Origin of the sequence: Actinokineospora sp., from assembly GCF_050699995.1 — a bacterium.
Taxonomy (GTDB): Bacteria; Actinomycetota; Actinomycetes; order Mycobacteriales; family Pseudonocardiaceae; genus Actinokineospora.
Genome location: NZ_JBOHGC010000609.1, coordinates 10425 through 37416 on the forward strand (window position 1 = coordinate 10425; position 26992 = coordinate 37416).

Annotated in this window: 22 protein-coding genes; 10 read left to right on the forward strand and 12 right to left on the reverse strand. The window is 70.6% G+C overall.

Annotated features, from left to right (window positions below; translation table 11 throughout):
• Positions 1–3: 3 nt before the first annotated feature.
• The 9 genes from ACRDSQ_RS29360 to ACRDSQ_RS29400 all read right to left on the reverse strand — a co-directional run bounded on the left by ACRDSQ_RS29360 (position 4) and on the right by ACRDSQ_RS29400 (position 10529).
• A complete protein-coding gene (locus tag ACRDSQ_RS29360; RefSeq protein ID WP_431425540.1) occupies positions 4–1431 on the reverse strand; it encodes an oligosaccharide flippase family protein in 1428 nt (475 codons plus the stop codon).
• A complete protein-coding gene (locus tag ACRDSQ_RS29365) occupies positions 1428–2699 on the reverse strand; it encodes a glycosyltransferase family 87 protein (protein ID WP_431425542.1) in 1272 nt (423 codons plus the stop codon). Before ACRDSQ_RS29365 ends, ACRDSQ_RS29360 begins: the two co-directional genes overlap by 4 nt.
• Entirely contained in the window at positions 2696–3562 is an 867-nt protein-coding gene (locus ACRDSQ_RS29370; protein ID WP_431425544.1) for a hypothetical protein, read from the reverse strand. The genes ACRDSQ_RS29365 and ACRDSQ_RS29370 overlap by 4 nt, the downstream gene beginning before the upstream one ends.
• Complete coding sequence (locus ACRDSQ_RS29375) at positions 3559–4635, reverse strand: glycosyltransferase (RefSeq protein WP_431425546.1); 1077 nt, start codon at positions 4633–4635, stop codon at positions 3559–3561. Before ACRDSQ_RS29375 ends, ACRDSQ_RS29370 begins: the two co-directional genes overlap by 4 nt.
• Entirely contained in the window at positions 4610–6019 is a 1410-nt protein-coding gene (locus ACRDSQ_RS29380; protein ID WP_431425547.1) for an O-antigen ligase family protein, read from the reverse strand. The genes ACRDSQ_RS29375 and ACRDSQ_RS29380 overlap by 26 nt, the downstream gene beginning before the upstream one ends.
• Positions 6010–6978 (reverse strand): polysaccharide deacetylase family protein, encoded by a 969-nt coding sequence (locus ACRDSQ_RS29385; RefSeq protein WP_431425548.1) that lies wholly within the window; start codon positions 6976–6978, stop codon positions 6010–6012. The genes ACRDSQ_RS29380 and ACRDSQ_RS29385 overlap by 10 nt, the downstream gene beginning before the upstream one ends.
• Positions 6975–7820 (reverse strand): hypothetical protein, encoded by an 846-nt coding sequence (locus ACRDSQ_RS29390; RefSeq protein WP_431425550.1) that lies wholly within the window; start codon positions 7818–7820, stop codon positions 6975–6977. The genes ACRDSQ_RS29385 and ACRDSQ_RS29390 overlap by 4 nt, the downstream gene beginning before the upstream one ends.
• A 151-nt stretch (positions 7821–7971) precedes the next feature.
• Positions 7972–9237, reverse strand: a complete 1266-nt coding sequence (locus ACRDSQ_RS29395) for a putative glycoside hydrolase family 15 protein (RefSeq protein WP_431425551.1) — start codon at positions 9235–9237, stop codon at positions 7972–7974.
• On the reverse strand, positions 9219–10529 hold the full coding sequence (locus ACRDSQ_RS29400; protein WP_431425552.1) for a sugar transferase: 1311 nt from the start codon (positions 10527–10529) through the stop codon (positions 9219–9221). Before ACRDSQ_RS29400 ends, ACRDSQ_RS29395 begins: the two co-directional genes overlap by 19 nt.
• 475 nt (positions 10530–11004) lie before the next feature.
• On the opposite strand from ACRDSQ_RS29400, the gene ACRDSQ_RS29405 reads away from it, so the two are divergent.
• From ACRDSQ_RS29405 to ACRDSQ_RS29415, 3 genes are all read left to right on the forward strand, one after another.
• Positions 11005–11829, forward strand: a complete 825-nt coding sequence (locus tag ACRDSQ_RS29405) for a glycosyltransferase (protein ID WP_431425554.1) — start codon at positions 11005–11007, stop codon at positions 11827–11829.
• A gap of 4 nt (positions 11830–11833) precedes the next feature.
• Positions 11834–13129, forward strand: coding sequence for an FAD-dependent oxidoreductase (locus tag ACRDSQ_RS29410; protein ID WP_431425555.1), 1296 nt, complete (start codon positions 11834–11836; stop codon positions 13127–13129).
• Positions 13130–13261: 132 nt separating this feature from the next.
• Positions 13262–14215: a lysyl oxidase family protein gene (locus ACRDSQ_RS29415; protein WP_431425557.1), complete on the forward strand. Its 954-nt coding sequence runs from the start codon at positions 13262–13264 to the stop codon at positions 14213–14215.
• A 6-nt stretch (positions 14216–14221) separates the two neighbouring features.
• Here ACRDSQ_RS29415 and ACRDSQ_RS29420 read toward each other — a convergent pair whose 3' ends face one another.
• Positions 14222–14500 carry a hypothetical protein gene (locus ACRDSQ_RS29420; protein ID WP_431425558.1) on the reverse strand — a complete coding sequence of 93 codons (279 nt, stop codon included), beginning with the start codon at positions 14498–14500 and terminating at the stop codon, positions 14222–14224.
• A gap of 115 nt (positions 14501–14615) precedes the next feature.
• Between ACRDSQ_RS29420 and shbA the strand changes: the two genes are divergently transcribed.
• The 4 genes from shbA (at position 14616) to ACRDSQ_RS29440 (ending at position 21015) form a co-directional block, all read left to right on the forward strand.
• On the forward strand, positions 14616–15203 hold the full coding sequence (gene shbA / locus ACRDSQ_RS29425) for an RNA polymerase sigma factor ShbA (RefSeq protein WP_431425560.1): 588 nt from the start codon (positions 14616–14618) through the stop codon (positions 15201–15203).
• Positions 15200–16063, forward strand: coding sequence for a hypothetical protein (locus ACRDSQ_RS29430; RefSeq protein WP_431425562.1), 864 nt, complete (start codon positions 15200–15202; stop codon positions 16061–16063). Before shbA ends, ACRDSQ_RS29430 begins: the two co-directional genes overlap by 4 nt.
• Positions 16064–16167: 104 nt before the next feature.
• Complete coding sequence (locus ACRDSQ_RS29435; RefSeq protein WP_431425563.1) at positions 16168–19314, forward strand: M36 family metallopeptidase; 3147 nt, start codon at positions 16168–16170, stop codon at positions 19312–19314.
• A 180-nt stretch (positions 19315–19494) separates the two neighbouring features.
• Positions 19495–21015 carry a M1 family metallopeptidase gene (locus ACRDSQ_RS29440; protein ID WP_431425565.1) on the forward strand — a complete coding sequence of 507 codons (1521 nt, stop codon included), beginning with the start codon at positions 19495–19497 and terminating at the stop codon, positions 21013–21015.
• 50 nt (positions 21016–21065) lie between these two features.
• On the opposite strand, the gene ACRDSQ_RS29445 is transcribed toward ACRDSQ_RS29440, so the two are convergent.
• Positions 21066–22952 carry a DUF2339 domain-containing protein gene (locus ACRDSQ_RS29445; RefSeq protein ID WP_431425567.1) on the reverse strand — a complete coding sequence of 629 codons (1887 nt, stop codon included), beginning with the start codon at positions 22950–22952 and terminating at the stop codon, positions 21066–21068.
• A 112-nt stretch (positions 22953–23064) separates the two neighbouring features.
• A complete protein-coding gene (locus tag ACRDSQ_RS29450) occupies positions 23065–23766 on the reverse strand; it encodes an IclR family transcriptional regulator (RefSeq protein WP_431425569.1) in 702 nt (233 codons plus the stop codon).
• 64 nt (positions 23767–23830) lie between these two features.
• Here ACRDSQ_RS29450 and leuC point away from each other — a divergent pair, with 64 nt between their 5' ends.
• The 3 genes from leuC to ACRDSQ_RS29465 all read left to right on the forward strand — a co-directional run bounded on the left by leuC (position 23831) and on the right by ACRDSQ_RS29465 (position 26842).
• Positions 23831–25234: a 3-isopropylmalate dehydratase large subunit gene (gene leuC, locus ACRDSQ_RS29455; RefSeq protein WP_431425571.1), complete on the forward strand. Its 1404-nt coding sequence runs from the start codon at positions 23831–23833 to the stop codon at positions 25232–25234.
• Positions 25235–25248: 14 nt separating this feature from the next.
• Positions 25249–25851 carry a 3-isopropylmalate dehydratase small subunit gene (gene leuD / locus ACRDSQ_RS29460; protein WP_431425572.1) on the forward strand — a complete coding sequence of 201 codons (603 nt, stop codon included), beginning with the start codon at positions 25249–25251 and terminating at the stop codon, positions 25849–25851.
• A 238-nt stretch (positions 25852–26089) separates the two neighbouring features.
• The gene (locus tag ACRDSQ_RS29465) at positions 26090–26842 is read left to right on the forward strand and encodes an HU family DNA-binding protein (protein ID WP_431425573.1); all 753 of its coding nucleotides are present in this window, start codon (positions 26090–26092) and stop codon (positions 26840–26842) included.
• The last annotated feature ends 150 nt before the right edge of the window (positions 26843–26992 follow it).

The window sequence follows — 26992 nt, forward strand, 5'->3', positions numbered from 1 at the left end:
CCCTCACCGGCCCACCGCCCGCAACTCCCGAATCACTTCCCGGTCGACGAGCACGAGAACCGCCCCGTAGACCAGAAGCAGCAGCAGCGCTTCGACGAGAGTTCCCGTCACCGAACCCGTCCACTCGCCGTCGACGGCGAGTGCCACACCCGCGCACACCACGCAGGCGAGCACCACGCCAAGTGCCATCCGCGCGAGTTCCGTCATCCGGAAGGCGAGGCCGCGCCGGGCCATTGCCCACCACGTGCCCGCGACCACCAGCCAAGCCGCCCCGGCCTGGATCACCGCCACCGCCGTTACCCCGAACCTGGTCCCCGGCGCCAGTAGAGCCACCAGCACCACGAGATGAGCGGTCTGCAGCCCGAGGAAGAGCCGGGCATGGCCCGCCGCTTTGATCACCTGATGCCATGTCTGGAGCAGGCTGATGGCCAGCCCGTAACCGCACAGCAGGACCAGGACACCGGCGGCGGGCGCCCAGCGGGCACCCAGCAGGACGACCCGGTCGGACAGCACCGCCGCGACCACGAACAGCCCACCCGTGACCGCCAGGGTGGCGCGGGTGAACCGGCATGCCACCGCGGGCAGTTCCGCGCGGCGCCCGGAGCGGATCAGGGCGGCGCACAGGGGGAACGCGACACCGCCGAGCACGACCGCGACGAGGATGTACGGCACCCACGCGATCCGGTACGCCAGCGAGTACACGCCCAGCGCGTCGGCGCCCAGAACGTGGCCGATCGCCAGGTAGTCCACCGTCACCAGCAGCACCGCGACGATGGCCGCCGGGCCCACCACGGCGATCCAGCGCAGTGCCTCCCGCGCCGCACCGGAGTCCCAGTTCGGCCTGCACCGGACCCCAGCCAGCGCGCCCAGAACCGGCTGGGCGACGGCGGTGCACAGCAGGCCGACCACCAGCGCCCGCGGACCATCACCCTGCGCCGCGAGCACCACCGTGACCGTCGCGCCCAGCACCGCGCTGCCCGCGTCCGGCAGCATCCGGCGGCGGAAGTCCAGATCCCGGTGCATCAGACCCATCAGCACCCCGCCCGCCGCCGAGAACGGAAGCGTCAGCGCCGCCAGTCGGATCAGCGGCGCCGCCCCCGGCGTGCCGAACAGTGCGGCGACCGTGTCGGCGGCGAGCACCAGCGCGCCCGCGAGGACGACCCCGGCGCCCACGCTCAACGTCAGCACCGTCCCCCCCAGCAGCCGCGGGTCGCGGTCGGTGCGGCTGATCACGTCGTAGACACCCATGGACTGGATGACCTGGCCGATGTTCACCAGCGACACCACCAGCGACACCGTGCCCAGGTCGCCTTCGGTGAGGAAGGCGGCCAGGACCAGGGTGACCGCCATCTGGCTGCCCTTGGAGACGACGTTCACGCCCAGCAGCCACAGCGACCCGCGGGCCGCGCGGGCGCCGAGCAGGTCGGTCACCGGGCGCCCTCGACCACGGGTTCACGCACCCGCACCAGGCGGAACGCGTAGATCACCAGCAGCACCCAGGCCGTCACGATGGCGACGCCGTCGAGCGTGACGCCTGCCCGTGCGCCGAGCAGCGCGACGAGCGCGTTGTCCACGAAGTGCAGATGCGCGAACGGCACGGCCAGCGCCGCGACCGCGAAACCGACGATCCGCCAGTCATGTTCCCGGCGGTGCCGCCACCACAGGGCCGCCACCAGCGCCATCGCCGGGACGGCGATCAGCAGGTCGCCCGGCTGGTGCACCACCGCGACCACGACGGCCAGGCAGGTCAGGAGATCGGCGATGGCCGTGGCGTTCGGGTTCCCGAGCCGGTCGAGCCGCCGCAGCAACACCACGCTGAGCGCGAGAATTCCCACCAGTGCCAGCGCTTCCGCCCCCGGCGCGACCCAGCCGGTGAGGCGGAACAGGACCGCTGGCAGGTCGACCCGTTGCGCGGTGACCGAGTCGACCGCGCCGTAGGAGGTGCTGTTGGCGTGGGCCAGGTTCGCCGCGATCACATCGAGGAACGGGCCCACCCCGCCGCCACGCGCGATCAGCAGCGCCACCCACGGCAGGCTCGCCACCGCCGCGATCGCCGTGCCGGTCAGCGCGACCCGCTGCGACCCGCGGGCGAACAGGAGGATCGCCAGCGGAAGCCCGAACTGGGGCTTGAGCCAGGCCGCCGCGAGCGCCAACGCCGCCCACCGCGGGTGGCTGGACCGCGCCATCAGCGCCCCGGCCGCGCCGACCGCGATGAGGGGATTGACCTGACCGACGTACAGCTGCGCCTTGCCGAGTTGGCTGGTGACCAGCAGCGTCGCCAGCACCACCGTGCCGAGCACCAGCGGGATCGGCACCCGCACCCGGACGTGCGCCGCCGCCATCCACGCCAGCAGCGTCAGCAGCAGCAACGACACCACGGTGAACGCCACCGCGCCGACCCGGTACGACGGGAGCGCGAACGGCATGTGCAGCACCAAGTGGTACGGCTGGTAGAGGTTGAAGTCCTGGCGCACCGGCCAGTTCGCGAACATCGCCGCCGGGTTGTACGGGTTGCCGCCATCCATGAACTCCCGGATCGGGAAGTACAGGGCGTCCCGGAAGTCCTGCATCCGCTCTTCGGCCTTGTTGGCCAGGCTGGGAATGGGGACGCGCAGTGAGGGCTGAAGCGCGCGCCAGGCGCTCAGCGCGCCCACGACCGCGACCAGGCCGGTGACCACGCGCAGGGTGCGGTCCTTCATGCCACCACCACCGCCACCAGCACCGAGGACAGCGGGAGAAGGCCGACCATTGCCGCCCCCTCCGCCGGGTTTTCCTTGTGGACCATCACGATCACCGCACTCCCATCGCCGGGCTCACCGGTCTTGTCGGGCAGTCGTTCCGCCAGCGCGTCCGCGCGGTCGGCCAGGTCCGGCGCGACCGCCACCACTCGGGCGGGTCGGGCCGCCGCCGCGCACAGCACGGCGAGCCGATCCGCCAGGTCTTTGTCGTCCTCGTGCGCGACCGTCACCCGGTGCCGCACACCGGCCGCTTCAAGCGCCTCCGCGACCGACCGGGTTCGGCGCAGCGCGAGGACAGTCCCGGTGGCCAGGCCCGCCACCGCACCCGCCGCCACCGCGAGGCCGAACGCCAGCGGACGGTCTGGGGCGACCCGGGTGAGTTCGGCCCGTTCGTCGACGAGCCGCAGCTTCCCCGCGGGCGCGAGCAGATCCGCGGCGACCATCGCCTTGGCTATGGCGGACACGGCCGCCTGCGCCTGGGCCTCGGTGGGCGCCCGCACGGCCAGCCGCACCAGTGCCGACGCCGGGACCAGCTCGACGGACACGCTCTTGGCCAGGTCCGCGGGCGAGATCCCGAGGCCGTGCGTCGCGGCCTCCAGCACCGAGGGACTGCGGGCGAGTTCGACCATCGCGGGCAGGCCCAGCGACACGACTTCGCCGTACGGCGTCTGCGCGTCCGGCACCGGTTGGGCGAGCAGCCCGACCCGGCCCTCGAACACCTCGCCGCGTGCCTCGGCGGCGATCAGCACGACGGCGGTGATGACCAGGCCCGCCAACAGGCCTGCCAACACCGACAGGGGAGTTCTGGCGTAAATCGCTTTCACAGCCGCTCTCCCGTGAGTGTCCGGATGAGTTCGTCGTAGGACTTCATGAGCGTGTGCGGATCGTGTCCGGCCGCCGGTCCGGCGGCGCCCGCAGCGGCCCGTGCCACCGGGTCGAAAAGCAGGGTGCGCAGGGCGGCGGCGGTCGCGTCGGGCTGCCGAGGCGGCACGACGATCCCCCCGCCGTGGGCCAACGCCTCCCGCACACCGTCCACATCGGACGCGACGACCGGTCGGCCCGCGGCGAGCGACTCCAGCACCGCGATGGGCATGCCCTCCCAGTCGCTGGTCAGCACCGTGACGTCGGCCGCGGCCAGCAGGTTCGGCACGTCCGACCGGCTGCCGAGGAACCGGACCCGGGCGCCGAGCCCGAGATCGGCTGCCTGCTTTTCGAGGGCCGCGCGCGTGCTGCCGTCGCCCGCCAGCCACAGCACGGTGTCGCCACCGAGCCGGGCCCAGGCCTCGAGCAGCACGTCGTGGCGCTTCTGCGGCTCCATCCGGGCCAGGCACAGGGCGACCGGCAGCTCGTCGGCCACCACGCCCAGCGACCGGCGCATCGTCCTGCGGTCGAGGGAGGGGCGCTCGTGGAACACGGCGTTGGGCACCACAACGGGATCCGGTGTGGTCAGTCCGGTGACGCGGAGCCGGTCGGCGGTGGCGGAGGAGACCGCGACCACGGCGTCGGCGGTGCGCCGCAGCAGCCGGACGGCGCCGGGGAAGTCGGCGTCGGCGACGCCGTGGAAGACGGTCAGCACCGGCAGGCGTCGGGCGCGCAGCATCGCGAGCCTGGCCACCACGCTCGCGGAGACGTTGTGGGCGAGCACGACGTCAGGGTCGAACCGCCGGATGGCCTTGGCGGTCGCGGAGGCGGCCCGCAGCACACCGACGGCGCTGCGGCGCGCGATCGGGACGGGGAAAGTGGGGAAGCCCTGCTCCCGCAACCGGTCCGCGCGGTATCCGCCGCCCGACGCGACAGCAGACTCCCAGCCGAACCCGGCGCCTTCGCCGACCATGCCCGAGACGAGCGCCTCGGCGCCGCCCGCACCCATCTCACTGATCACCTGGAGCACCCGCATCGGCACTTCCTCTCCGTTCGTGAACACGCGACTCGGCCGCGACGGCGATGCCGATCAGCAGCCACAGCGGCAGGTAGTACTGCTGGGACAAGAAGGTGGACGCCACCGTGACGGCGATCAGGGCGGCCTGCACGGCCACCATTTGCCTGCGATCGCGGCTGGCGCGGAGGGCACGTTCGGTGGCGACGGCGGCCAGCACGAGCAGGCACAGGAACAGCACGAACCCGGGCAGACCCAGCTCGGCGGCGACTTCCAGGTACATGTTGTGCGCCACCGGAGTCTGCTCACCGACCTCGGCGTTGTGCGAGGCCGCCGCGTAGTCGCCGCGGAAGCCGCCGGGGCCGACGCCCAGCACGGGGTTCTCGGCGAGCATGCGGGCCGCCGCCTGCCAGCGCAGTTCCCTGGCGTTCACATTGGATCCTGCGATGAAGCTCTTCTCGCCGAGTGCCCTGTCCAGCGCCGGACCCGCGAACGACAGGGCTGTCACGCCGATCAGCGCGACCACGGCCAGCGCGCCGATGAACACTCGCAGGGGCAGGACGCGGCGCAGCAGCAGCCAGGCGATCGCGGCGGTCAGGGCAAGGAACCCTCCGCGCGACAGCGTTGCCATCGCCCCGGCCACCAGCGTCGCGCCCGCGAGAACGGCCACCACTCGCACAGTGATCGCCGCCCACCGGCGAGAAAGGAGAGTGGGCAGGAAAACTGGGCCGTTCACTGCCCATCGACTTGGGGGAAACAGGGTTGGGCTGGTGGCTGTCCACTGATCGGTGGGGAGGGAGGGTGGGCCGGTCGGTGTCCATCGACCTGAGCGGAACATGGTCGGGCCGGTCGCGTGCCAACGGTGTGACGGCAGCACCGCGATGAGCATCGGCACCGCCACAACGAGGAAATAGGCCAGGTCGTTGGGGTCCTCCACCGGCCCACTGGCCCGCGGCTGCCCCTCCGCGAACATCGCGTACAGCGCCGCCCCCGCCGCCACCGTCGCCCCCGCCGCGGCAGCTCCGAGTAGGAGCTTGATCGGTAGTTCCCTGGCGGCGATGTCCGCGATGATCACCGTGAGCAGCAGGAACGGCAGCCAGCGCACCGTGTAGTCCACAGTGAACCGGCCACCCGCGTGCACGGCCGCCGAGGCCAGCAGGACCACGGCGAACAGGGCGAGGACCGCGTGGACCGGGTGCGCGATCGGCGCTCGCCGTTCCCGTACCCGGATCACCAGCCACGCCACGGCGAGGAGGGCGGGCGCTACCTTGGCGAGCTGGCCGTGGACGTCGAAGAGGTAGCCCTCCATCGGCGCCAAGGCCACCGTCGCGCACGCGAGGACGCCAAGCATCCGGGTTTCCCAGGAAGGTCGCGTCCGCCGCGGAGCGGCCGTGGTCACCCGCATCGGCGCACCCGGCTCACGTCCCGGTCGCGCAGCCGGGCGCCGACTCGGGCGGCGTGGTCGCCGGTGCCCACGACGTCGAAGTGGCGGCGCAGTTCGGCGAGGACCCAGCCGAGCAGCGCGACCTTCTGTCCACTTGGCACGGACATGCCGGGAAAGAACTCCATCCCGGGCGCCTCCGCGGCGCCGAGCACGTCGGTTGGGTGCAGCAGCAGCGACGGCGAGACCCCGCGGACCCGACACAGGACCAGCGCCGTGCGGAAGTAGCCGCGCGCCAACCGGGGCGAGGCTTGGTGCAGCTGCAGCAGGTACGACCCGTGGATGGGTGTCCTGAGCAGCGGCATCGTGGTGACCGGAAGCTCGGTCAGCCCGGTGGCCCCGATTCGCCAGCGGTAGGGCGTGTTCGGCCCGCGCACCATGGAGAACCCGCCGAACAGGTCGTCGCGGCCCGGTTCGCCCGCGTTGGGCGCGGTGCGGTTGTGGTACGCCCGCGCGAGCGGGCCGATCCAGGTGGGCAGCGTGGTCGCGTCGTAGCGGTAGCCCCGGTCGGCGAGCACCTCCAACAGATCCCGGGTCACGCTGAAACCGGGACCACGGAAGCCCGTCGGCCGCGGGGCGCCCGCGCCGACGATGGCCTCCTCCGCCTTGGCCACCTCGACCTCGAGTTCGGCGCGGGAATACCGGTGCAGCCACGGTTCGTGCCCGAACGAGTGGTTCGCCACCTCGTGTCCGGCCGCGGTGATCGCGCCGATCGCTGCCGCGCCGTCCTCGCGTTCCGCGTCGGCGCCGACCACGAAGACCGTGCTGGTCAGCCGGTGCTCACCGAAGACCTCCAGCAGCCGCGGCACCGCGGCGGGAAGAAACGTCGGCCTGCGCTCCCACGCCGGGTCGCCGTGGGTCTTCAGGTACGCCCACAGGTTGTCCAAATCCAGCGAGACGCTGGCGACCGGCCGCGCGCTCACCCGGCCTCCCGTGCTCCCGTGGTGACGACGGCGGGGGCGGACCGCGAGGCCGCGCCGAGCACGAGCACGCCGAGCACGACGAGGGTGAGGCCCAACGCGACCCACCACGACCGGCCCGGCGCGATCTGGTCGCCCAGCGCGAGGACGCCGACGGCGGACGCGATCAGCACGGTCGTGCCGTCCATCGACGCGGCGGTCGACGTGGTGGAACCCCGCTGCAGCGCCATGGCGAAGCACGCCTGGCCGACCAGCGCGGCCACCAACATCAGCCACGCCAGCGGATGCAGCACGAGCGTGACGAGCGGTTCGTCGGCGATCGTGCGGCTGGTGATGGCGACGACCGAGAACGCCAGCCCGGCGAAGATCGCGAGGGGGACGGCCGTCGTGACCAGACCCAGGTGCACTGCGACGGCCCCGGCGAGCAGCGGCAACCCCAGCATGGCGAGGCCCGTGCCGGTCGGGATGTCGTTCGCCACCGAGGGTGTCGACGCCGCGGCCAGCAGCGCGAGGCCGAAGGCCATCACGAGCAGCATGGCGATCTCGATCGCGCGGACCCGCCAGCGCAGCATCAGCACGCCGAACACGGTGGCGAGACCGACGGCCGACGACGAGCCCGCCTGGACCAGGTAGAGCGGAAGAGACTCCCTGGCAAGGAAGGCGAGGGCGAATCCGCCGACCTGGCCGGCGAATCCGAGGAGGTAGATCCGGTCGGTCGCCAGCCGGGCGAGGAGTCCGAGGCCGGATCCTGGCCGCTGCTCAGCCCGTCGGGCCGCGATGGTCTGGGCCACGATCCCAAGCCCGTACATCGTCGTGGACGCCGCGAGTTCCAGATAGCCGCGCACGATGCTCCCTGAGAATGTCGTGCTCGATGATGTGCGGGAGCGTACGGGCTGTATTCCCATTACCCTTTCGAGGTATATGACACCGGTTGATCGACTTCGATCCGTACCGGATTTCCCACCCTAGGCCGTGAAATTCCACCCATTCGATAACTTAAGGCACCGGAGTGGGTGAATTCGTTTTCGGTTTGACCAGGACGGCGCCATCCGCGGCGGTGACTTGCAGCGGTGAGGTCACCGGGGCTCCGTCGACCGTGACCAGACCCGCGGGCACCGCCACCTCCGCCGTCGCCGCGGTGGGATTCACCGCCACCCAGCCGCCGGTGAACTCGCGGGTCCACATCCCGTTCGGGTGCCGGGTGGCCGCCTCGACCGCCTCGCCGAGGCCGGATCCGTGCAGCCGCGACAACTCCGGCTTGCTGTAATCGGGCGTGGTGGCCATGTTCCAGCACGTGTACGGACCGGCCAGCAGCGCGGCGCTGGCGTAGCCGACGCGCTCCTCGCGCGCGCTTCTCGCGCGGGTCACCAGCAGCAGCCAGGACTCGCCGAGTGCGGCCTGGCCGCGCAGTTCCTTCCATTCGTTGCCTTGGAAGGTCAGCAGATCGCCCGCGCCGTTGTCGTCACGGAAGCCGAAGTTCTCCTCCATGGCACCTGCGAAGCGCGAGTGCGCCGTCCACCGGCCCGGTGTCAGGAAGGTCTCGGACACGTTGGGAACAAACAGTTTCCCGGCCTTCTGCAGGGAGTCCCCGGCGACGCTGAGGAACGCGTCGAGCCCGTCGCGCAGCAGCCGGTCGGTGGCGGCGGCGTCCGCGGTGCCCGCCAGCACGGCGGGCGAGTAGTGGCTCAGCGAGTTGAAGTCGTTGTCCGCCAACACCCCGTCCCAGCCCTCGCGGGTGACCTCGGTGGTGACCGCGGCCGCCCACGCCTGCTGGTACTGCTGCACCCAGGTCGTCATCTGCCAGTGCCTCGGGTAGCCCTGCCACTCGATGCGCTTGGCCGCGGTGTCCACGGCGAACCACTCGGGATGCTCGCGCTGCGTCTTGTGGTAGCCGAGCCCGGTCGGCAGCTGCTCGGCGTCCTTGTCGCCGATGACCGTGCCCGGGTAATTGCGGGTGCTGGAGAGGTCTTTGTAGAGCAGAACCTTGATCTTGGGATTGAGCTCGTGGAGCTTGCGCATGGCCGCGGTTTCCCACGAGTTGAGCACCACGACGTGATAGCGCTTCGCCGCGGCCTCGATCTCGGCGGCGGTCGGCGAATCACCGATTCCATACCACCACGCGCAGGGCGCGCGCGGTTTCGGCGGCGGCACGTTGAATTCCCCGGCGGAACTGGAGACACAGGCCGTCGCGGACAGCAGCGCGACCCCCGCCAACGCGCGGCCGAGTCGTCCGCGCGGGGTATTCAGCGATTGCGTCGACACACCAGCTCACCCACCGTCATCAGCAAGATCTTGAGGTCCAGCCACAATGACCAATTCGCGATGTAATAGTTGTCGTAGCGGCACCTGTCGCCGATCGAGGTGTCTCCGCGCAAACCGTGGACTTGGGCGAGACCGGTCAGGCCGGTCGGCACCCGATGGCGGGCCCAGTATAGTTCGTGAATCGCGGAGAATTCGCGAACGAAACCCGGCCTTTCGGGTCGCGGGCCGACCACCGACATTTCGCCGCGAATGATGTTCCACAGCTGCGGCAGCTCGTCGAGCGCGGTTCGGCGGAGGAATCGGCCCACCGGCCCGACTCGCGCGTCGCCTTCCACCGACCAGCGAATCTGCGAATCGTCATCGCCGCGCATTCGGACCGTGCGGATCTTGTAGAGGACGAAGGTCTCGTCGTCCATGCCGACCCGGACCTGCCGGAACAACACCGGCCTGCCGCTCTCCACCAGCACCGCCAGCGCGCACAGCGCCATGACCGGTGACAGCAGGACCAGCGCCACCCCGGCGACGACCAGGTCGAAGGCACGCTTGACCCACCAGCTCGGCCTGCTCGTGGGGGCGGCGCCCAGGCGCATCAGCGGGTAGCTGCGCACCCGTTCGATGTCGGGTCCGTCCGCGTGCAGCTCGTACATCCGGGGCACGACCAGCGTGTTGCAGCCGAGGCGGTGCGCCGTGATCGCGGCTTCCACCAGCGGCGAGTCGCCGTGCGAGAACGCGAGGATCACCGTGCCGACCCGAAGCCGGGTGATCGCGTCTGCCAGGTCCTCGTCGAGCAGATCCACCGGCAGCTGCGTGGCAACCGGCCCGCTGTCGAGGCAGCCGACTGGGCGCAGGCCGTACTCAGGGTGGTCCAGCATGGCTCTGACCAGGTCAGCGCCCACTTTGCCCGCGCCGACGACGAGCGAGCGGTCGCAGCGGTCGAACCGGCGGCGGCACCAGCGGCCGAGCGCGAACACCCCGGCCCGGGCGGGCTCGCTGTAGGCGGCGAACAGCAGCACGGCCCACTGCGTCGAGGCCGTGGCGGGTCCGGGCGCGCCGAGGAACAACGCGGCACAGGTGAGCGCGGCGAACACCGACGCCGTGGCCATCAGCGAGCGGGGCAGCTCGTGCAGCCACGAGAGCCGCAGCCGCCTGCGGTACAGCCTGCTGCTCCCGCGAACGGTGAGGAGCAAGCCCGCCACGGCGATCGCCCAGGTCGAACCGAGCCCGATGGTGACCGACGCGGCCGCGACGGCGACCACGTCCACGACGACGAGCAGAACCGCGACGGCGTTCACCCGACTGAGTGCGTCGCTCGCCCAAGTGCCCTGCGCCTCTCGCGGCCGCGGAGGAGTGAGTCGCCTCCTCGGAGCGGGGAGCGACGTGACTGTGGAACCTGTCGGATTCACCCAGAACCACCTTTTCGGGTGAAATCTGATACTGGACTCCCCGACCTTCGCTGAGGTATCCCAGTCACCATCGACCACCTTCAACCATTAGAGTTCACCTGAACGAGATAACTGACTACTCGATACCGAACATATTGCTTTTCACAGCGCCTGCTTCACCTGTTCGGGCACTTCTGGATCCCTCCTTCGAGTGGCGCACGTTTTGTGTCCGATGCCGTTTCCCGCCGACTTCGTCCGCATTCTCCACGACAAACGCCGGGGTGGTCGAAGACCCATTCACCACGCAGGCAAATAATTCTGGCCCTAGCCGAGAATCGAACGTAAATGGGGGCCAGTGGTACTACGGGACACCACGTCGCGGACCATGCCGGAGGCCGTCGCAGGCGCCGACGCGACAGTGATGACGAACGCTTCGACCCGCACGACGACCGCGACCACGTGTCAGGCGCACGTGGTGCTGCCCGCGTACAACGAGGCGGCGTCGCTGCCGCCGCTGTTGGCCAGGCTCGCCGAGGTGGCGCGCACCGAGATGCTGACGGTGTGGGTGGTGGACGACGGTTCGTCGGACGCCACCGCCGAGGTGGCCGCGGCGGGCACCACCGGGCTCGATGTCCGGCTGGTGCGCCATCCGATCAATCTCGGACTCGGCCAGGCCGTCCGGTCGGGGCTGCGCGCGGCCCTGGAATCGGCCGGACCGGACGACATCGTGGTGGTCATGGACGCCGACGACACCCACGACCCGGCGCTGATCCCACTGCTGCGGGCGGAGATCGCCGGCGGCGCCGACGTGGTCGTCTGCTCCCGCTTCACCGATGGCGGCGCCGACGACACCGCCCCGGCGTTTCGCCGATTTCTTTCCCGTGGGGCCGCGACCCTGTTCCGCCGCATGGTGAAGGTCGACGGAGTCCACGACTTCACCAGCGGCTTCCGCGCCTACCGGGTCACCCTGCTCCAACGCGCCAGCCTGCACTGGGGCGAGCGCCTCATCGAGGAACAGGGTTTCGCCTGCATGGTCGAACTCCTGCTGAAGCTGCGGCACTGCCACCCGGTCATCACCGAGGTGCCGCTGAAGCTGCGCTACGACCGCAAACGCGGCCCGAGCAAGCTCAAGCTGCGCCGCACGATCGTGCAGTACCTGAGCCTGCTGATCCGTGACCGGCTCGCGCCCGCGCCGTACCGGGAGCTGTGAGCCGGTGACCGCGAACGGACGACACGCGGTGGTGATCGGCGGTGGCATCTGCGGACTGGCGACATCACACCGCCTGGCCCAGGCCGGAATCCGGGTGACGCTGCTCGAGGGCAGCGACCAACTCGGTGGGCTCGGCACCTTCTTCCCCTGGCGCGACCGCTGGGTCGAGCGCTTCTACCACTGCGTCATGCCCACCGACGACAACCTGTTGGGGCTGCTCGGCGAACTCGGGCTGCGGGACGCGATCCGGTGGCGCCCGACCAGGATGGGCATGATCGTCGACGGCGCGCACCACCCGTTCAACTCGGCGCTGGACCTGTTGCGGTTCCGCCCGCTCGGCCCGCTCGACCGGATCCGGTTCGGCGCGATCTCCCTGCTGCTGCGGCGCTTGGGCAAGGGCCGCGACCTCGACACCACCCGGACCGAGGACTGGCTGCGCGGCCTCTACGGCGACAAGGTGTGGGAAGACCTGCTGGCGCCGATGTTCGGCTCGAAGTTCGGTCCGTCCTTCGGGAACGTGCCCGCGCTCTACCTGTGGCAGCGGCTGGGCCGGGAGCGCAACGTCGCCACCCGCGGCTATCCCGAAGGCGGCTACAAGTCGCTCATCGACGGACTGCGGGCGTCGATCGAGTCGCAGGGCGGGACCGTGCGCACCTCGGTGCCGGTGCGGCAGGTGTCGAGCCACGGTGATCGCGCGAGGATCACGCTGGCGGACAACGAAGTCCTCGAAGCCGACCATCTCGTGTCGACGGTGTCACTCCCGTTGCTCCGCGGTCTCGCCGACGCCGACCTGGCCGCGCGGCTGCCTGGGCTCCAGCTGCCGTACCAGGGCGTGGTCAACGCGCTGTTCTTCCTGCGCAGGCCGCTGGCCGGGCACTACTGGACGCCCGTTCTGCGCTCCGGCACCGAGTTCGACGGCGTCATCGAGATGTCCGAACTGGCGGGCGTCGAGGCCTACGGCGGCAGGCACCTGGTGTACGCCATGCACTACACCGACCGGGATTCCGCGCTGTACCGCGAGGACAGTGCCGCGATCGCGGCAAGGTGGACCGACCAGTTGGTGGACCTCTACGCCGGACTCGGCCTAACCGCCGAGGACGTCGAGGACGTCCAGGTGTTCAAGGCGCCCTTCGTGGAACCGGTGTACCCGCTCGGGTTCCTCACCCGGCAGCCGCCGATCGAGGTCGCCGACACCCCACTGCTGCTGGCCACCACCGCGCACGTCTACCCGGAGGTCACCAGCTGGAACTCCAGCGTGGGACTGGCGAACCGGGTGGCCACGATCCTGACCGGCGCGTGAGGTCCGGCGACACTTCCGGTTCTTGTTTCCAATCGATCGAGTGAACCTGGTTTGTCCTCCGTAGACCGGCGGTCGCGGCCGTCGCTAGGGTCGCTCGTTGCTGATCAAAATCGTTGGACGGACGTGAAACACATGATCAGGACATATGTGGCCCTGGCCGCCTCGGTTCTGGCGGCGGCGGTGCTGGCGCCGTCGGCGCAGGCGGGCGCCATGGCCGAGACGACGGTCCCGGACCTGCGGCAGGGCCCGGTCGGCTGTCCTGGCGGGTTCGCGGGAGACCCCGCGACCTGCACCGAATGGGACGTCTGTCTCGTCGAGGACAAGGACGAGCCCAAGGGTCGATGCATCGGCTACTTCGGGCGGGCCCAGGCGGTTCGGCTGCGGTTCACCACGTCTGTGGACAACGTGGGCGACGGCCCGATGCTGCTCTTCGGCCACCGCGACAGCGTCGACCAGCCGCTGATGTCGGTGCGCCAGGCCTTCCAGGTCGGCGCGGGTGGCCCGCTCCCGAAGACCTACGGTGAGGCGGAGGCGTCGACCCCGTCGACGGCGTACTACGAGCCCGCGGAATCGCACCACCACTGGCACCTCAACGGCTTCGACCGCTTCCAGTTGCGCGACCACCTGGGCGCGACGGCGGTGAGTGACCGGAAGAACGGCTTCTGCCTGGGCGACCGGTACGTCACCAAGGACGCCGACGACCTGGCGCACACCCCCCGCGACACCACCAGTTCGACCGGCGAACTCGCCACGTTCCTCCGCGAGAACTACTGCGGCATGCACGAGCCCGCCGCGCTGGACGTGACGCAGGGCATCTCGGTCGGCGCGGGCGACGAGTACAAGTACGGCATCGGCTACCAGTGGCTGGACATCACGCACGTGCCGTCGGGCACCTACGACCTGGTCCACACGGTCAACGAGGACCGAGGCCTGATCGAGAAGGACTACAGCAACAACTCGTCCTCCATCGCGATCTCGATCCAGTGGCCGCCCGTCACCGTCGACCGGCCAGGCCCGATCACCGGCACGCCGCGAGTCAAGCTGCTGCGCAGCTGCCCCGGAGAGGCGCACTGCCTGGGCCACTGACGCCCGTCAGTGAGCCGCGATCCGGCGGCGCACCAGGCGGGCCACCAGCGCGGTGGCGAGCGCGACCACGGCCGGCGGTGTCGGGTTGTGCCGGGCGATCCGCGCGAGCTGGGTGGTGTGCTCGGTCAGGTGGTCCACCCGGTCCTTGACGTGGTGGGCGCGGTCGTCGAGACGGTCCTTGGTCTCGTGCGCCGTCTCGCCGAGTCTGGTGCGAAGGTGCTGGGCCTTCTCGGCGATCCGCGGCTTCACCTCGGTCTGGCCGGTGGTGCGGTTCGGCTCGGTCATGACAGTGAGTTACCCACTGCGGCCGGATCTACTCACCGGGTGGCAGTGACCTGTGCGCCCGCCCGTCGTTGTCCCCGTGAGTCCGGCGATCCCGGGCAGGCGGAGGGGCGTGGTGATGGCTGAAGTCGACGGCAGAGTCGACCGCGAGGTCGTGCGGTCGGCGGTGCGCGGCGACACCCGGGCCGAGGCCGCGCTGCTCGCCGCCATCCGGCCGGGGATCGTGCGGTACTGCTGGGCCAGGCTGGGGGCGTCGGGCCGGGGCTACGCCTCGCCGGACGATGTGGCGCAGGAGGTGTGTCTCGCGGTCTTCCAGTCGCTGCGCGGCTACCAGGACCGCGGGTTGCCGTTCACCGCGTACGTCTACGCCATCGCCGCCCGAAAAGTCGCCGACGCCCACCGGGCGGCCATGAAGGCGTCCTCGGTGTTGCCGTTCGACCGGGTGCCCGAGCCCGCAGACCAGGCGCCGGGCCCGGAGCGGCACGTGTTGTCGGCGGACCTGTTCCAGCGGGTCGCCGGAATGCTCCATCACCTGTCGGACACGCAACGTGAGATCATCACGCTTCGAATCGCCGCCGGGTTGTCCGCGGAGGAGGTCGGGGCGGTGTTGGGAATGACGTCCGCCGCCGTGCGCATGGCACAGTCCAGGGCGCTCGCGCGCCTGCGGGAGTGGACTCGGGACCCGGCCGACGAGGTGGTGGCATGACCGACGACCGGCTCGCCATCGACCTCGCCCGCCTCGCCGCGGACGACGACCTGCTCGACCGCATCGGCCGCGGCGATCCCGTCGAGGACGCCCCCGACCCCATCGCGCTGCTCGCGCAGTGGCGGGCGGCGCTGCCGGACCGCCCTGGAACGGGACACGCGGAGCAGGCGCCCGCGGCCGTGGATGATCAGGTCCCGGAACCGGCTGCGCCGTACCGCCCGCACACCGGCACGCTCGATCCGTCGCCGTCCCTCGAGCCTGAGACCACCGCGTTCCTCGAGCCCGTGCACCCGGTGGCTCCATCACCAGAGATCGTCCACCCCAAAGCGCCCCGCAAGGCCGCGAAGCCGCGAAACGCCGGCCGGGTGGTCCGGTGGCTGGCCGCGGCGGCGGCTGTCATCGCGGCGGGGTTCGGTGTCGTCACCCTCACCGGCCACCAGACCGAAGGGCCTTCCGCGCCGTCAAGCCCGGCGGGCCCCGACCGGATCGCCATCGCCGCCGCCGAGCGGGTTCTCGGGGATGTGCGCATGTCCATCGCCCGTGGCGACATGCAGAACGCGCGGACCCTGCTCGACCGGGTGAGCACGCTCATCGACGACGTCGGTGACCCCGCCGAGGAACGGCGCCTGCGGGCCGAGTTGGACCGCCTGCGCGCCTTGGCGGTCGAACCCCCACCGACGTCGACGACTTCCACGACGGTCACGACCCAGCAGGCCCGGGTGCTCCCGACCACCACGGTCCTCCCGGTCACCGCGGGCGGACCGGCCAAACCGCCGCAGGTCACGACGACCACGCCCAGCGTGCGGACCAGGCCGGGCCTGCCGACCTTGCTGCCCAGCGTGCTCCCTACTTTCCGTTAGCGTTGCGACGAATGGCGTAATTCCGCTCCTCCGCTGTTGCGCCCAGGGCATCCGGCCGATTCACGTCCGATCGGATCCCCTGCTCGTGCACGTGAGGAGCAATCATGCGTGTCCGTCCGCTTCTAGCGGCCGCGCTGGCCGTCGCCACCACCGTGGCGCTCGTTCCAGCGGCCAACTCGGTCACCGTCGACCCGGTGGCGCCTCCAGGCGACGGCGTCGACGTACGCCGTGGCACCGAAGTCGCCCCCACCGGCGACCAACTCGCCGCCGCCAACCGGCTGGCCACCCAGGCGGGCAACGGCACGCGCGTGACCTGGGACCCCAGATTCGGGACCCCGCGCACCATTCGGCGCGACGGCGGCTGGCTGACCGAGCCCGCGGGCGGCGCCGCCGCTGTGATCGCAAGGTCCTTCGTGGACAGCCACCGGGCCGCTTTCGGGCTCGCCGCTGCGGAGGTGGCGGGCTTGGTCGTCGCCCGCGAGCACGAGCTGGCGGGCACCGGCACCCGCCTGATCACCTTCGCCCAGACCTTCGAAGGCGTCCGTGCCGCCCGAGGCGGCCACCTCGTCGTGGCCGTCACCGCCGACGGACGCGTGCTGTCCTACTCCGGGGCCACGGCCCGCGGCGGCGATCTGCGCGGCGAGTACCGGCTCACTTCCGCGCAGGCGCTGCGGAAGGTCGCGGCCGCGCTCGCTCCCGGAGTCGCGTTCACCGCGACCAGCGCGGGCGAACGCGCCGGTTTCCAGACCTTCGCCAAGGGCCCGTTCGCGGCCGAGTCCTACGTGCAGCGGGCGGCTTTCCCCACCGCTGAGGGCGCACGGCCCGCATACCGGGTCTTGTTCGTGAAGGCGCTCGACGCCGCATGGGACACGGTGGTCGACGCGGAGACCGGCGCCGTGCTCTACCGCGCGAACCTCGTCGCCCACGAGTCCGAGGGGACCGTCTACGAGAACCACCCGGGTGCGGCGAAGGGCGGGAACCCGGTCATCAAACCGTTCGGTCCCACCCCGCAGTCGCCCGCGGGCTGGGTGGATCCGACCGGCCTGGCCGGACTGCCGGGTCCGACGACGTTCGGCAACAACGCCAACACCTACGCGAACTACTCCAACTTCCTTGTCCCCGCCGACCAAGGCCCGCGCCCGGTGAGCCCGACCTCCCAGTTCAACTACGCGTACGCGGCGAACTGGGCCCGCACCAACGGTGCGACCGTCCCGCCCAGCTACGTGCTCGACCTCGATCCGGCCGCCACCAACCTGTTCTTCCACCACAACCGCATCCACGACGAGTTCGCCGAACTCGGCTTCACCGAGTCCGCGGGCAACTTCCAGGTCAACAACCACGGCAAGGGCGGACAGGGCGGCGACCCGATCATCGGCCTGGTCCACGCGGGCGCCGCCTCCGGTGGCTCGCCGACCTACACCGGCCGCGACAACGCCTACATGCTCACGCTGCCCGACGGGATCCCGCCGTGGAGCGGGATGTTCCTGTGGGAGCCGATCAACGACACCTTCGAGGGTCCGTACACCGACGGCAACTTCGACGCCTCGGTCATCGAGCACGAGTACGCCCACGGTCTGTCCAACCGGTACGTCAGCGGCGAGGACAACATGCTCAACACCCACCAGTCCGGCTCGATGGGCGAGGGCTGGGGTGACTGGTACGCGCTGAACCACCTCTACGGCAAGGGGCTGGCGAGCAGGGCCGTCGTCGGCGAGTACGCCACCGGCAACGGTGAACGCGGCATCCGCAACTGGGACTACGACCGCAACCCGACGACCTTCGGCGACATCGGCTACGACCTCGGCGGCCCGGAGGTGCACTCCGACGGCGAGATCTGGACGACGGTCCTCTGGGACCTGCGCAAGTCGCTCGTCGCCGAGTTCGGTGAGGCACAAGGCGGCGAGATGACCGCGAGGATCGTCACCGACGCGATGCCGCTGTCCCCGCCTGATCCGTCCTTCGTGGACATGCGCGACGCCATGCGGACGGCGCTGGACAACCGCTACCACTCGCGTTCGGACTACGACACCATCGTCGACCTCGCCTTCGGCGCCTTCGCCCAGCGCGGGCTCGGAGTCGGCGCGGCCACAGACGGCGGTGAGGACACCGATCCGGTGCCGTCGTTCGCGCACGTGAACCCGGTGCACAACGGCACCCTGACCGGCTCTGTCGTCAACGCCGCCACGGGTTCCCCTGTGGTGGGCGCGAAGATCGTGCTCGGCCGGTTCGAGGCCAGGGTTAGCGCGCTGCGCACCACGTCGGCCTCCGGTGCGTTCTCCGCCCCGGTGACCGCGGGCCGCTACCCGGTGACGATCTCCGCCCCCGGCTTCGGTTCCCAGACCTTCGACGGCATCGACGTCGCCGCGGGCGCCACGACGGCCCGGCAGTTCTCGCTGAGCCCGAACCTGGCCTCGACCGCCATGGGCGCGACCGTGGTCGACAGCACCACGCCGGGCGCGGAGAAACTGCTCGACGACACCGCGGGCAGCACTTGGAAATCCGCGCCGCGCACCGGGAAGGCGACGGTCAAGCTGGCCAAGGCCGCCCCGATCTCGGCGATCCAGGTCAGCGCGTTCACCACGGCGCGCTTCGAGGCGCTGCGCGGGTTCACCCTGCAGACCTCGACCGACGGCGTGAACTGGAAGACCGTGCGGACAGAGTCCGCCGCGTTCGGCTACCAGGCGCCGCGGCCCACCGCGCCGGACCTGAACTACCGGACGTTCACCATCGACAAGCCCGTGCAGGCGCAGTACATCCGCTTCTGGACGGACTCGGCGCAGGGTGAGACGAAGACGGTCGTGCAGACCGCCGAGGTGCAGGTGTTCTCCGGCAAGGTCAAGGGAATCGACCCGCTCCCGCCGCTGCCGCCCGACGAGCCGATCAGCGACACGGGCACCATCGCGGTGGCCAACCCGTCCACTGGCACGGCGCCGACCGGCGTCACGGCCGCGGCACTGACGGCGGCGTGCGGCGTGCCCACAGCGCCCGCGCAGGGCGCCGACGGGTGGGTCACCGAGGTCCCGCCGAGCTTTGGCGACGGCGCGCACAACGTCGCGGTCAAGGGTGATTCGTCCGCGCCGTACGACCTCGACCTGTATTTCTATGACGCCGCCTGCCAGCCCACCGGGTCGGCCGCCTCGTCGGCGGCGGACGAGTCGGGGACGCTGCCCAGCGACACCCGCTATGTCCTGACCCAGCTCTGGCTCGGCGCCGCGGTGCCGATCACGCTGACCGCGACAGACACCCAGTAGGACAGCACCGGTGGCCGCGAATCCTTTCGCGGTCACCGGTCCTGTCGGGAAGAAGGTGCTCCACAGGCCGATTCGGTGGGAAGTTTGTCGGAAATTCGGGCTACGTGCCGCCATTTGGCGGCTAGTGGCGCGTGATCCCTCGTGGCAGGTTCGGGCGATCCGACCAGGAGGTAGGGATCTATGCGCGTGCGATCACAACTCGCCATGTCCGCCACGGTGACCGCGGCGGTGGCGATGCTGGTGTCCACCCCGGCCAGTGCGGCCTCGGACAGCGCGGCGCCGTCCCCGGGGGCGCCCGGAATCGGTGACCCGTACTACCCGGGCGACGGCAACGGCGGCTACGACGTCTCCCACTACGACATCCGCTTGAGCTACAAGCCCTTCCGCGACGAACTGTGGGGCACGACGACGGTCACCGCGACCGCCACCCAGGACTTATCCCGGTTCAACTTGGACTTCCTGCTCAAGGTGGACTCCGTGCGGGTGAACAACGCCGTCGCGGCGACCCGCTCGAAGGACGGCGAGTTGGTGGCCACCCCCGCCAGGCCCATCGCCAAGGGCACCGTCATGACCATCGTGGTCAGCTACAAGGACACCCCGGGCAAGTACGAGCGCTACGGCTACAACGCCTGGAAGATCGGCGCCGACGGCGGCGCGCTCGCCGCGGACGAGCCGCAGATCGCGCCGTGGTGGTACCCGAGCAACGACCACCCGCTGGACAAGGCGACGTTCGACGTCTCCGTGGCCGCGCCCAAGGACTACAAGGTGATCTCCAACGGTGTCCTCGTCGGCACCCAGCAGCAGATCGACGGCTGGGTCCGGTGGAACTGGCGCAGCGTCAAGCCGCAGGGCACCTATGAGACCCTGCTCGCGGTCGGGAAGTTCGAACTGCGCAACCAGACCGAGCCCAACGGCCAGTCCTTCGTGACCGCGTACGGCGACGACTTGATCTACGGTGACGCCGCCCGGGCCAGTGTGGAGCGCACGCCGGAGATCGTCGAGTTCCAGGAAACCCAGTTCGGGCCGTACCCGTTCGAGGCGCAGGGCGGCGTGGTGAGCACCGCGATCGCGTTCGCGCTGGAGAACCAGACCCGGCCGATCTACAGCGACCGGTTCTTCCGCCGCGGCTCCAACACCTACGTCGTCGCGCACGAGAACGCCCACCAGTGGTTCGGCGACTCGGTGTCGGTCGCCGAGTGGAAGGAGATCTGGCTCAACGAGGGCTTCGCCACCTACGCGGAGTACCTGTGGTCGGAGTACCTCGGCGAGGGCACGCCCGCGCAACTCGCGCAGTACACCTACGACTCGATCCCGGCCGAGGACCCGTTCTGGCAGGTGCTTCCCGGCGATCCCAGTGCGGCCGGGCAGTTCGACGACGCGGTCTACGACCGGGGTGCGATGACCCTGCAGGCACTGCGCACCGCGATGGGTGACGCCGCGTTCTTCAAGACCCTGCGCACCTGGACCGCCGACCACCAGTACGGCAACGTCACCACCGAGCAGTTCCGGGTCCTGGCGGAGAAGACGTCCGGAAAGGACCTTGGGGCGCTGTTCACCACGTGGCTCTACACCGCGGGCAAGCCCGCGGTCGGACCTAACGGGCCCACCACGGCCGGTCGCTCCGGGGTGGAACCACGTTCGTTCCGGGCCATCCAGGAGACACACGAGATGCTCGCGCACAGCGGTCACGGGCACACCTGACCGGTCGATTCGCCGGGCGCGGACTCCCGTGCCCGGCGAATCGTGTCGAGCTAAGAGATCTTCTCCTCCGGCCGTGCGGTCGCGGCCACCTGGCGGGCATAGCGGGCGCCCGCGGCCAGCAGGATCAGGCCCGCGCACAGGAAGACCGCGACCCTGGCCATGCCGTCCAGCGCGGCCAGGTCGAACAGGATGAGCTTCAGCACGGCGGCGCCCACGAGCACCAAGCCGATCACCCGCAGCGCCACCACATTGATCCCGCGCACGAGCAACACCAGGGCGGCCGCGGTCCACGAGACCGTGATGAGCACGTGTCCCACCAGGAAGCCGGACCGGCCGGGGATGGCCAGCAGCGCCGCGGTCAGCACCACACCCGCCGCGCCATAGAGCGCGGTGAAACCCGCGAACACCCACGGCGGCATGTTCGTCCCCGGCTGCCCGACCTTGCCCAGCCGCGACGCCGTCCACGGCAGCGCCACCGAGACCGCGAGGATCAGCGCGGCGACAAGGCAGGCGCCCGCCAGCTTCCCCGTCGTCCACGGCCGGAACTCCGCGATCATCGTCGGCGGGAAGTCCTTGCTCCAGGCGAGCATGGCGCCGACCACGGCGAAGGCGAGCCCGCCGCCGAGCGCGAAGGCCTGCCGCACCCGCCAGGCGACCAGGGTGAGCAGCAGGGCCTCGGCGAGGAGGACGGCGGTCCGGGCGGTGCCGTCGAACTGGGTGACCGTCGCCTGGAAGGCCGCGACCATCCCGGCGACACCGGCGAGCTGCCCGGCCGCGCCACGAACGGCCGCGCACACGCCCAGCAGGACCACAGCGGCCCCGCCCGCGAGCAGGACGGCTTGGGTCTTGGGCAGGAACAGCGCGGCGATCAGCGTGGGCGTGGCGGCGAGCGCCACCAGTGCGAGGGCCGCCGGGTCCTCGGGGCGGCGGCGGGTCGCCAGCACCGCCAACCCGACACCGATCACGCCCGCGCCCACCGCGGCAGCCGTGTTCGTCCAGGAGCCGGGCTTTGCGAGCACGAGCGTGCTCGCCGCGGAAGCCAGCAGCGGCGGGATCCCCGCGCCGAGGGCGACCGGAGTCCATTCCTTGCTCAGCTGCACGGGCACGGTCGCCAGTTGGACCACCAGGAGGAAAGTCACCAGGGTCGGCGTGAATCCCTGGGTGATGAGGGGAGCGCACACCGCGCAGCCCAGGACGACGGCTGCGCCCAGCAGTGCGGAATCCCACTGGGTGGCGAGGTGCAGCCCACCGACCACGACAGCGAGACCGAGTCCCAGGCCCACGACGACGGGCAGGTACTCGTAGAGGGTGGTGGCCGCGATGATGTCGAGGTAGAGCACGGCGAAACCGGTTGCCGCCAGGGCGAACGCGCCGGTGCGGCCCGCCGGGTCGCGATGCAGGCGCAGCCCGACCGCGATCAGGGCCAGCCCGAAGACGGCGCCGACGAGGACGCGGGGGAGCGGCCCGAGCCAGCCGCGCTGGATCGCCAGCACGAGTAGCAGGACGATCCCGAGGAGTGTGACGGCGCCGCCGATCCAGGCGAGCAGCCTGCTCCCGGCGCCTTCCTTGCCCAGCTTCTCGCCCAGCGACTCCCGGCGGATGGGCGCGGGCATCGGCCCCATGGGGCGCGGCATCGGGCCCATGCCCTGTCCCAAGCTCGGTCCCATGCCTGGCCCCACTGTCGGGAAGCCACCGGGCGGCTGACCCGCGTGCTGGACCATCGGTGGCGACGGCCAGGCGTAGGCGGGCGGAGCCTGCGGTGCGGACGGCCGCACGGGCGCGGCGTAGGGCGCCGGAGCCTGCGGTGTCGCCACTTCATCCGAGGGCTGGGTCGAAGACTGCAGGGTCCGCAGTTCCGCGCCGACCATGGTCAGGCGGCGCCCGAGTTCGTCGATCTCCTCGGCGAGACGCGCGAGTGTGGTCCTCTCGACTGACATGCGCTGAGGATGGCCCAGTCAGGTCGCGAAGAGATCCGTAGCACTACTCAGGCACGGTGACGATTGAGTCTCGCCGAGCCGCCCGACCCGGCTGCCGGGCGGCTTCAGCTGGCTAGAGCCGGTTTTGCAGGGCGTCCGCGGCGGCCAACAGGTCGGCGGCCCAGCGGGCGCCCGGTCGGCGGCCCATCCGGTCGATGGGCCCGGACACCGAGACGGCGGCCACAACAGTGCCCGTGGCGTCGCGGACCGGGGCCGAAACACTGGCCACGCCCGGTTCCCGCTCGGCGACGCTCTGCGCCCATCCGCGCCTGCGGACCTCAAGCAGGGCGCGCTCGCCGAACACCGCGTCGGCCAGGAGGCTGCGCTGCGTGGCGGGATCGGCCCACGCGGCAAGCACCTTGGCGCCCGACCCGGCGGTCATCGGCAGGCGGGTTCCAACTGGGACGGTGTCACGCAACCCGCTCTGCGGCTCCGCCGAGCACACGCAGATGCGGTGCAGGCCGTCGCGGCGGTAGAGCTGGACGCTCTCGCCGGTCCGGTCGCGTAATCTCGGTAACACCGCGGTGGCCGCGTCGAGCAGCGGGTCGGTCGCGCCGCCCGCCAGCTCGCCCAGCGCCGCCCCCGGCCGCCACCGACCGTCAGAACCCCTGCGTAGCAGGCGATGCACTTCAAGGCCGACCGCCAGGCGATGGGCCGTGGCCCTGGGCAGTCCGGTCTTGGTGCACAGCTCCGCCAACCCGCAGGGCTCCTTGGCCACGGCCTGCAGTACGGCCATTGCCTTGTCCAGAACCCCGATGCCGCTATGCTGTCCCACAACTCGATACTACGTTCCCGTTATATGGGACGTCCAGTCCGTGGGAAGTTGATGGTGATGAGCGATGGCTAGAACGCTCGCCGAGAAGGTTTGGGACCAGCATGTGGTGCGTCGTGGCGACGGCGCCGAACCTGACCTGCTCTACATCGACCTGCACCTCATTCATGAGGTGACCAGTCCGCAGGCGTTCGACGGCCTGCGGCTGGCCGGTCGACCGGTGCGCAGGCCCGATCTGCACATCGCCACCGAGGACCACAATGTGCCAACGATTGGGATCGACCTCCCAATCGCTGATCCCGTGTCCCGCACCCAGGTCGAGACGCTGCGCCGCAACTGCGCGGAGTTCGGTGTGCGGCTGCACCCGATGGGCGATGCCGAGCAGGGCATCGTGCACGTCGTGGGCCCGCAGCTCGGACTGACCCAGCCGGGAATGACCGTGGTGTGCGGCGACAGCCACACCTCCACGCACGGCGCGTTCGGCGCGCTGGCCTTCGGCATCGGCACGTCCGAGGTCGAACACGTGATGGCCACCCAGACCCTGCCGCTGCGTCCATTCAAGACGATGGCGATCACCGTGAACGGTGAGCTGCGGCACGGTGTCACCGCGAAGGACGTCATCCTCGCCGTCATCGCCCAGATCGGCACCGGCGGCGGGCAGGGCTACGTCCTGGAGTACCGCGGCAGCGCCATCGAGACGCTGTCGATGGAAGCGCGGATGACGGTCTGCAACATGTCCATCGAGGCCGGTGCCCGCGCGGGCATGATTGCCCCCGACGACACGACTTTCGAGTACCTCAAGGGCCGTCCGCACGCCCCGCGGGGCGCGGACTGGGACGCCGCCGTCGCCGCGTGGCGCGAGCTGCGCACCGACGATGACGCCGTTTTCGACGAGGAAATCGTCATCGACGCCGACTCGCTCGCGCCGTTCGTGACGTGGGGCACCAACCCCGGCCAGGGGCTGCCGCTCACCGCGAGCGTGCCGAACCCGGCCGACATCGCCGACGAGAACGAGCGCGTCGCCGCCGAGAAGGCGCTGACGTACATGGACCTCATCCCCGGCACGCCGCTGCGCGACATCCACGTCGACACGGTGTTCCTGGGCTCCTGCACCAACGGCCGCATCGAGGACCTGCGGGCGGCGGCGGACATCATCCGCGGCCACCACGTGGCCGAGAACGTGCGGATGCTCGTGGTGCCCGGGTCAATGCGGGTGCGTGCGCAGGCCGAATCCGAGGGCCTGGACAAGGTCTTCCTCGACGCGGGCGCCGAATGGCGGCAGGCGGGCTGCTCGATGTGCCTGGGCATGAACCCCGACCAGCTCGCCCCCGGCGAGCGCAGCGCGTCGACGTCGAACCGCAACTTCGAGGGCAGGCAGGGCAAGGGCGGCCGCACCCATCTGGTGTCCCCGCTCGTCGCCGCGGCCACCGCCGTGCGCGGCACCCTGTCCACCCCCGACGACCTGAACTGAGGACGGAGAACACCATGGAGCCGTTCACCACCCACACCGGCGTCGGTGTGCCCCTGCGCCGGTCCAACGTGGACACCGACCAGATCATCCCGGCCGTCTACCTCAAGCGGGTCACCCGCACGGGTTTCGAGGACGGCCTGTTCGCCGCCTGGCGCGCCGACGAGCAGTTCATCCTCAACCAGGAGCCCTACAAGGCGGGCAGCGTCCTGGTCGCCGGACCCGACTTCGGCACCGGATCCTCCCGCGAGCACGCGGTGTGGGCACTGTCGAACTACGGGTTCCGGGTCGTCATCTCCTCGCGGTTCGCCGACATCTTCCGCGGCAACGCGGGCAAGCAGGGCCTGGTGGCCGCCCAGTGCGAGCAGTCTGATATCGAACTGCTCTGGAAGATCCTGGAAGCCGAGCCCGGCACCGAGGTCACGGTGGACCTGGTGGAGAAGACAGTCCGGGCAAAGGATTTCACCGCCCCGTTCTTCGTGGACGACTACACCCGCTGGCGGCTGCTCGAAGGGCTCGACGACATCGCCCTGACCCTGCGTCACGAGGCCGCCGTGACCGAGTTCGAGCAGGCCAGGCCCAAGTGGAAGCCGGTCACGACCCCGGTCGCCACCACCTGATCGACTCCCGGATTCCCTTCCCCCAAGGGGTATCCGAGGACCACAATCCAGCCGCCGACTTTCAGCGCGACGCACCCGATTTCGCCGATTTCGACCCCTCGGGGGGCCGAACATCGCACGATGCAAGGAAAAATCGGGCGCGTCGCGTGGAAATTACGCGCCTATAGGCATACGGTGGCGTGAAGTCGGCCAAATTGGGCCGTTAACGGCAGTGTGGTCTCTTACGGAGGACTGAAGGGTGAACAAGGCCCAACTCATCGAGGCGTTGTCCGAGCGTCTTGGCGACAAGAAGGCCGCAGGCGCTGCGGTCGACGGTCTCGTCGACGTGATCGTTCGTACGGTCAACAAGGGCGAGAAGGTCAACATCACCGGCTTCGGCGTGTTCGAGAAGCGCGCTCGCGCTGCCCGCACCGCGCGCAACCCTCGCACCGGCGAGACGGTGAAGGTGAAGAAGACCAACGTTCCCGCGTTCCGCGCGGGCACGATGTTCAAGGAGGTCGTGAGCGGGACGAAGAAGCTGCCCAAGGTGGCGGCCACTCGTCCGGCGGCAGCGGCGGCCAAGGCCCCCGCGGCTCGCGGTACCGCGACGACGACCCGGACCACCCGGGCGGCGGCGGGCACCACGGCGCGTCCCACGGCTACGCGTAGCACCACCACGCGAACCCGCGCGGCGGCGGCGAAGCCCGCGGCGGCCCCCAAGGCCACCACGGCTCGCGCGACCACCAGGGCCACGGCGGCGAAGACCACCGCGGCGAAGACGACGGCCGCCAAGGCGGCCCCGAATGCAGCGGCGAAGACCACCGCGGCCAAGACGACCGCGGCGAAGGCCACGGCCGCCAAGGCGGCCCCGAAGGCAGCGGCGAAGACCACCGCGGCCAAGAAGCCGGCAGCGGCCAAGGCCACCACCGCCAAGAAGACGACCGCGGCGAAGACCACCGCGGCCAAGGCGACGGCGAAGGCCACCCCGGCCAAGCGGACCGCCAAGAAGTAGTAGTCATATAGGCACATCGCGAGAGCCCCGCACGCTTCTCCCGTGCGGGGCTCTGCTATTGGCGCAGGCTTCGCCTGCGCGGCTCGGCCGCTTTGATGGTGACGTTTCGGGGGTCCCGCACGAACACTGCCAACTTCGATGGCGTGTCCG

Bases quoted from the DNA above. Each gene is read 5' to 3' on its own strand.
- ACRDSQ_RS29365 (WP_431425542.1), bottom strand. From the start codon at position 2,699: ATGAAGGACCGCACCCTGCGCGTGGTCACCGGCCTGGTCGCGGTCGTG.
- ACRDSQ_RS29375 (WP_431425546.1), bottom strand. From the start codon at position 4,635: ATGCGGGTGCTCCAGGTGATCAGTGAGATGGGTGCGGGCGGCGCCGAG.
- ACRDSQ_RS29380 (WP_431425547.1), bottom strand. From the start codon at position 6,019: ATGCGGGTGACCACGGCCGCTCCGCGGCGGACGCGACCTTCCTGGGAA.
- ACRDSQ_RS29405 (WP_431425554.1), top strand. From the start codon at position 11,005: ATGCCGGAGGCCGTCGCAGGCGCCGACGCGACAGTGATGACGAACGCT.
- ACRDSQ_RS29415 (WP_431425557.1), top strand. From the start codon at position 13,262: ATGATCAGGACATATGTGGCCCTGGCCGCCTCGGTTCTGGCGGCGGCG.
- ACRDSQ_RS29420 (WP_431425558.1), bottom strand. From the start codon at position 14,500: ATGACCGAGCCGAACCGCACCACCGGCCAGACCGAGGTGAAGCCGCGG.
- shbA (WP_431425560.1), top strand. From the start codon at position 14,616: ATGGCTGAAGTCGACGGCAGAGTCGACCGCGAGGTCGTGCGGTCGGCG.
- ACRDSQ_RS29430 (WP_431425562.1), top strand. From the start codon at position 15,200: ATGACCGACGACCGGCTCGCCATCGACCTCGCCCGCCTCGCCGCGGAC.
- ACRDSQ_RS29435 (WP_431425563.1), top strand. From the start codon at position 16,168: ATGCGTGTCCGTCCGCTTCTAGCGGCCGCGCTGGCCGTCGCCACCACC.
- ACRDSQ_RS29440 (WP_431425565.1), top strand. From the start codon at position 19,495: ATGCGCGTGCGATCACAACTCGCCATGTCCGCCACGGTGACCGCGGCG.
- ACRDSQ_RS29445 (WP_431425567.1), bottom strand. From the start codon at position 22,952: ATGTCAGTCGAGAGGACCACACTCGCGCGTCTCGCCGAGGAGATCGAC.
- leuC (WP_431425571.1), top strand. From the start codon at position 23,831: ATGGCTAGAACGCTCGCCGAGAAGGTTTGGGACCAGCATGTGGTGCGT.
- leuD (WP_431425572.1), top strand. From the start codon at position 25,249: ATGGAGCCGTTCACCACCCACACCGGCGTCGGTGTGCCCCTGCGCCGG.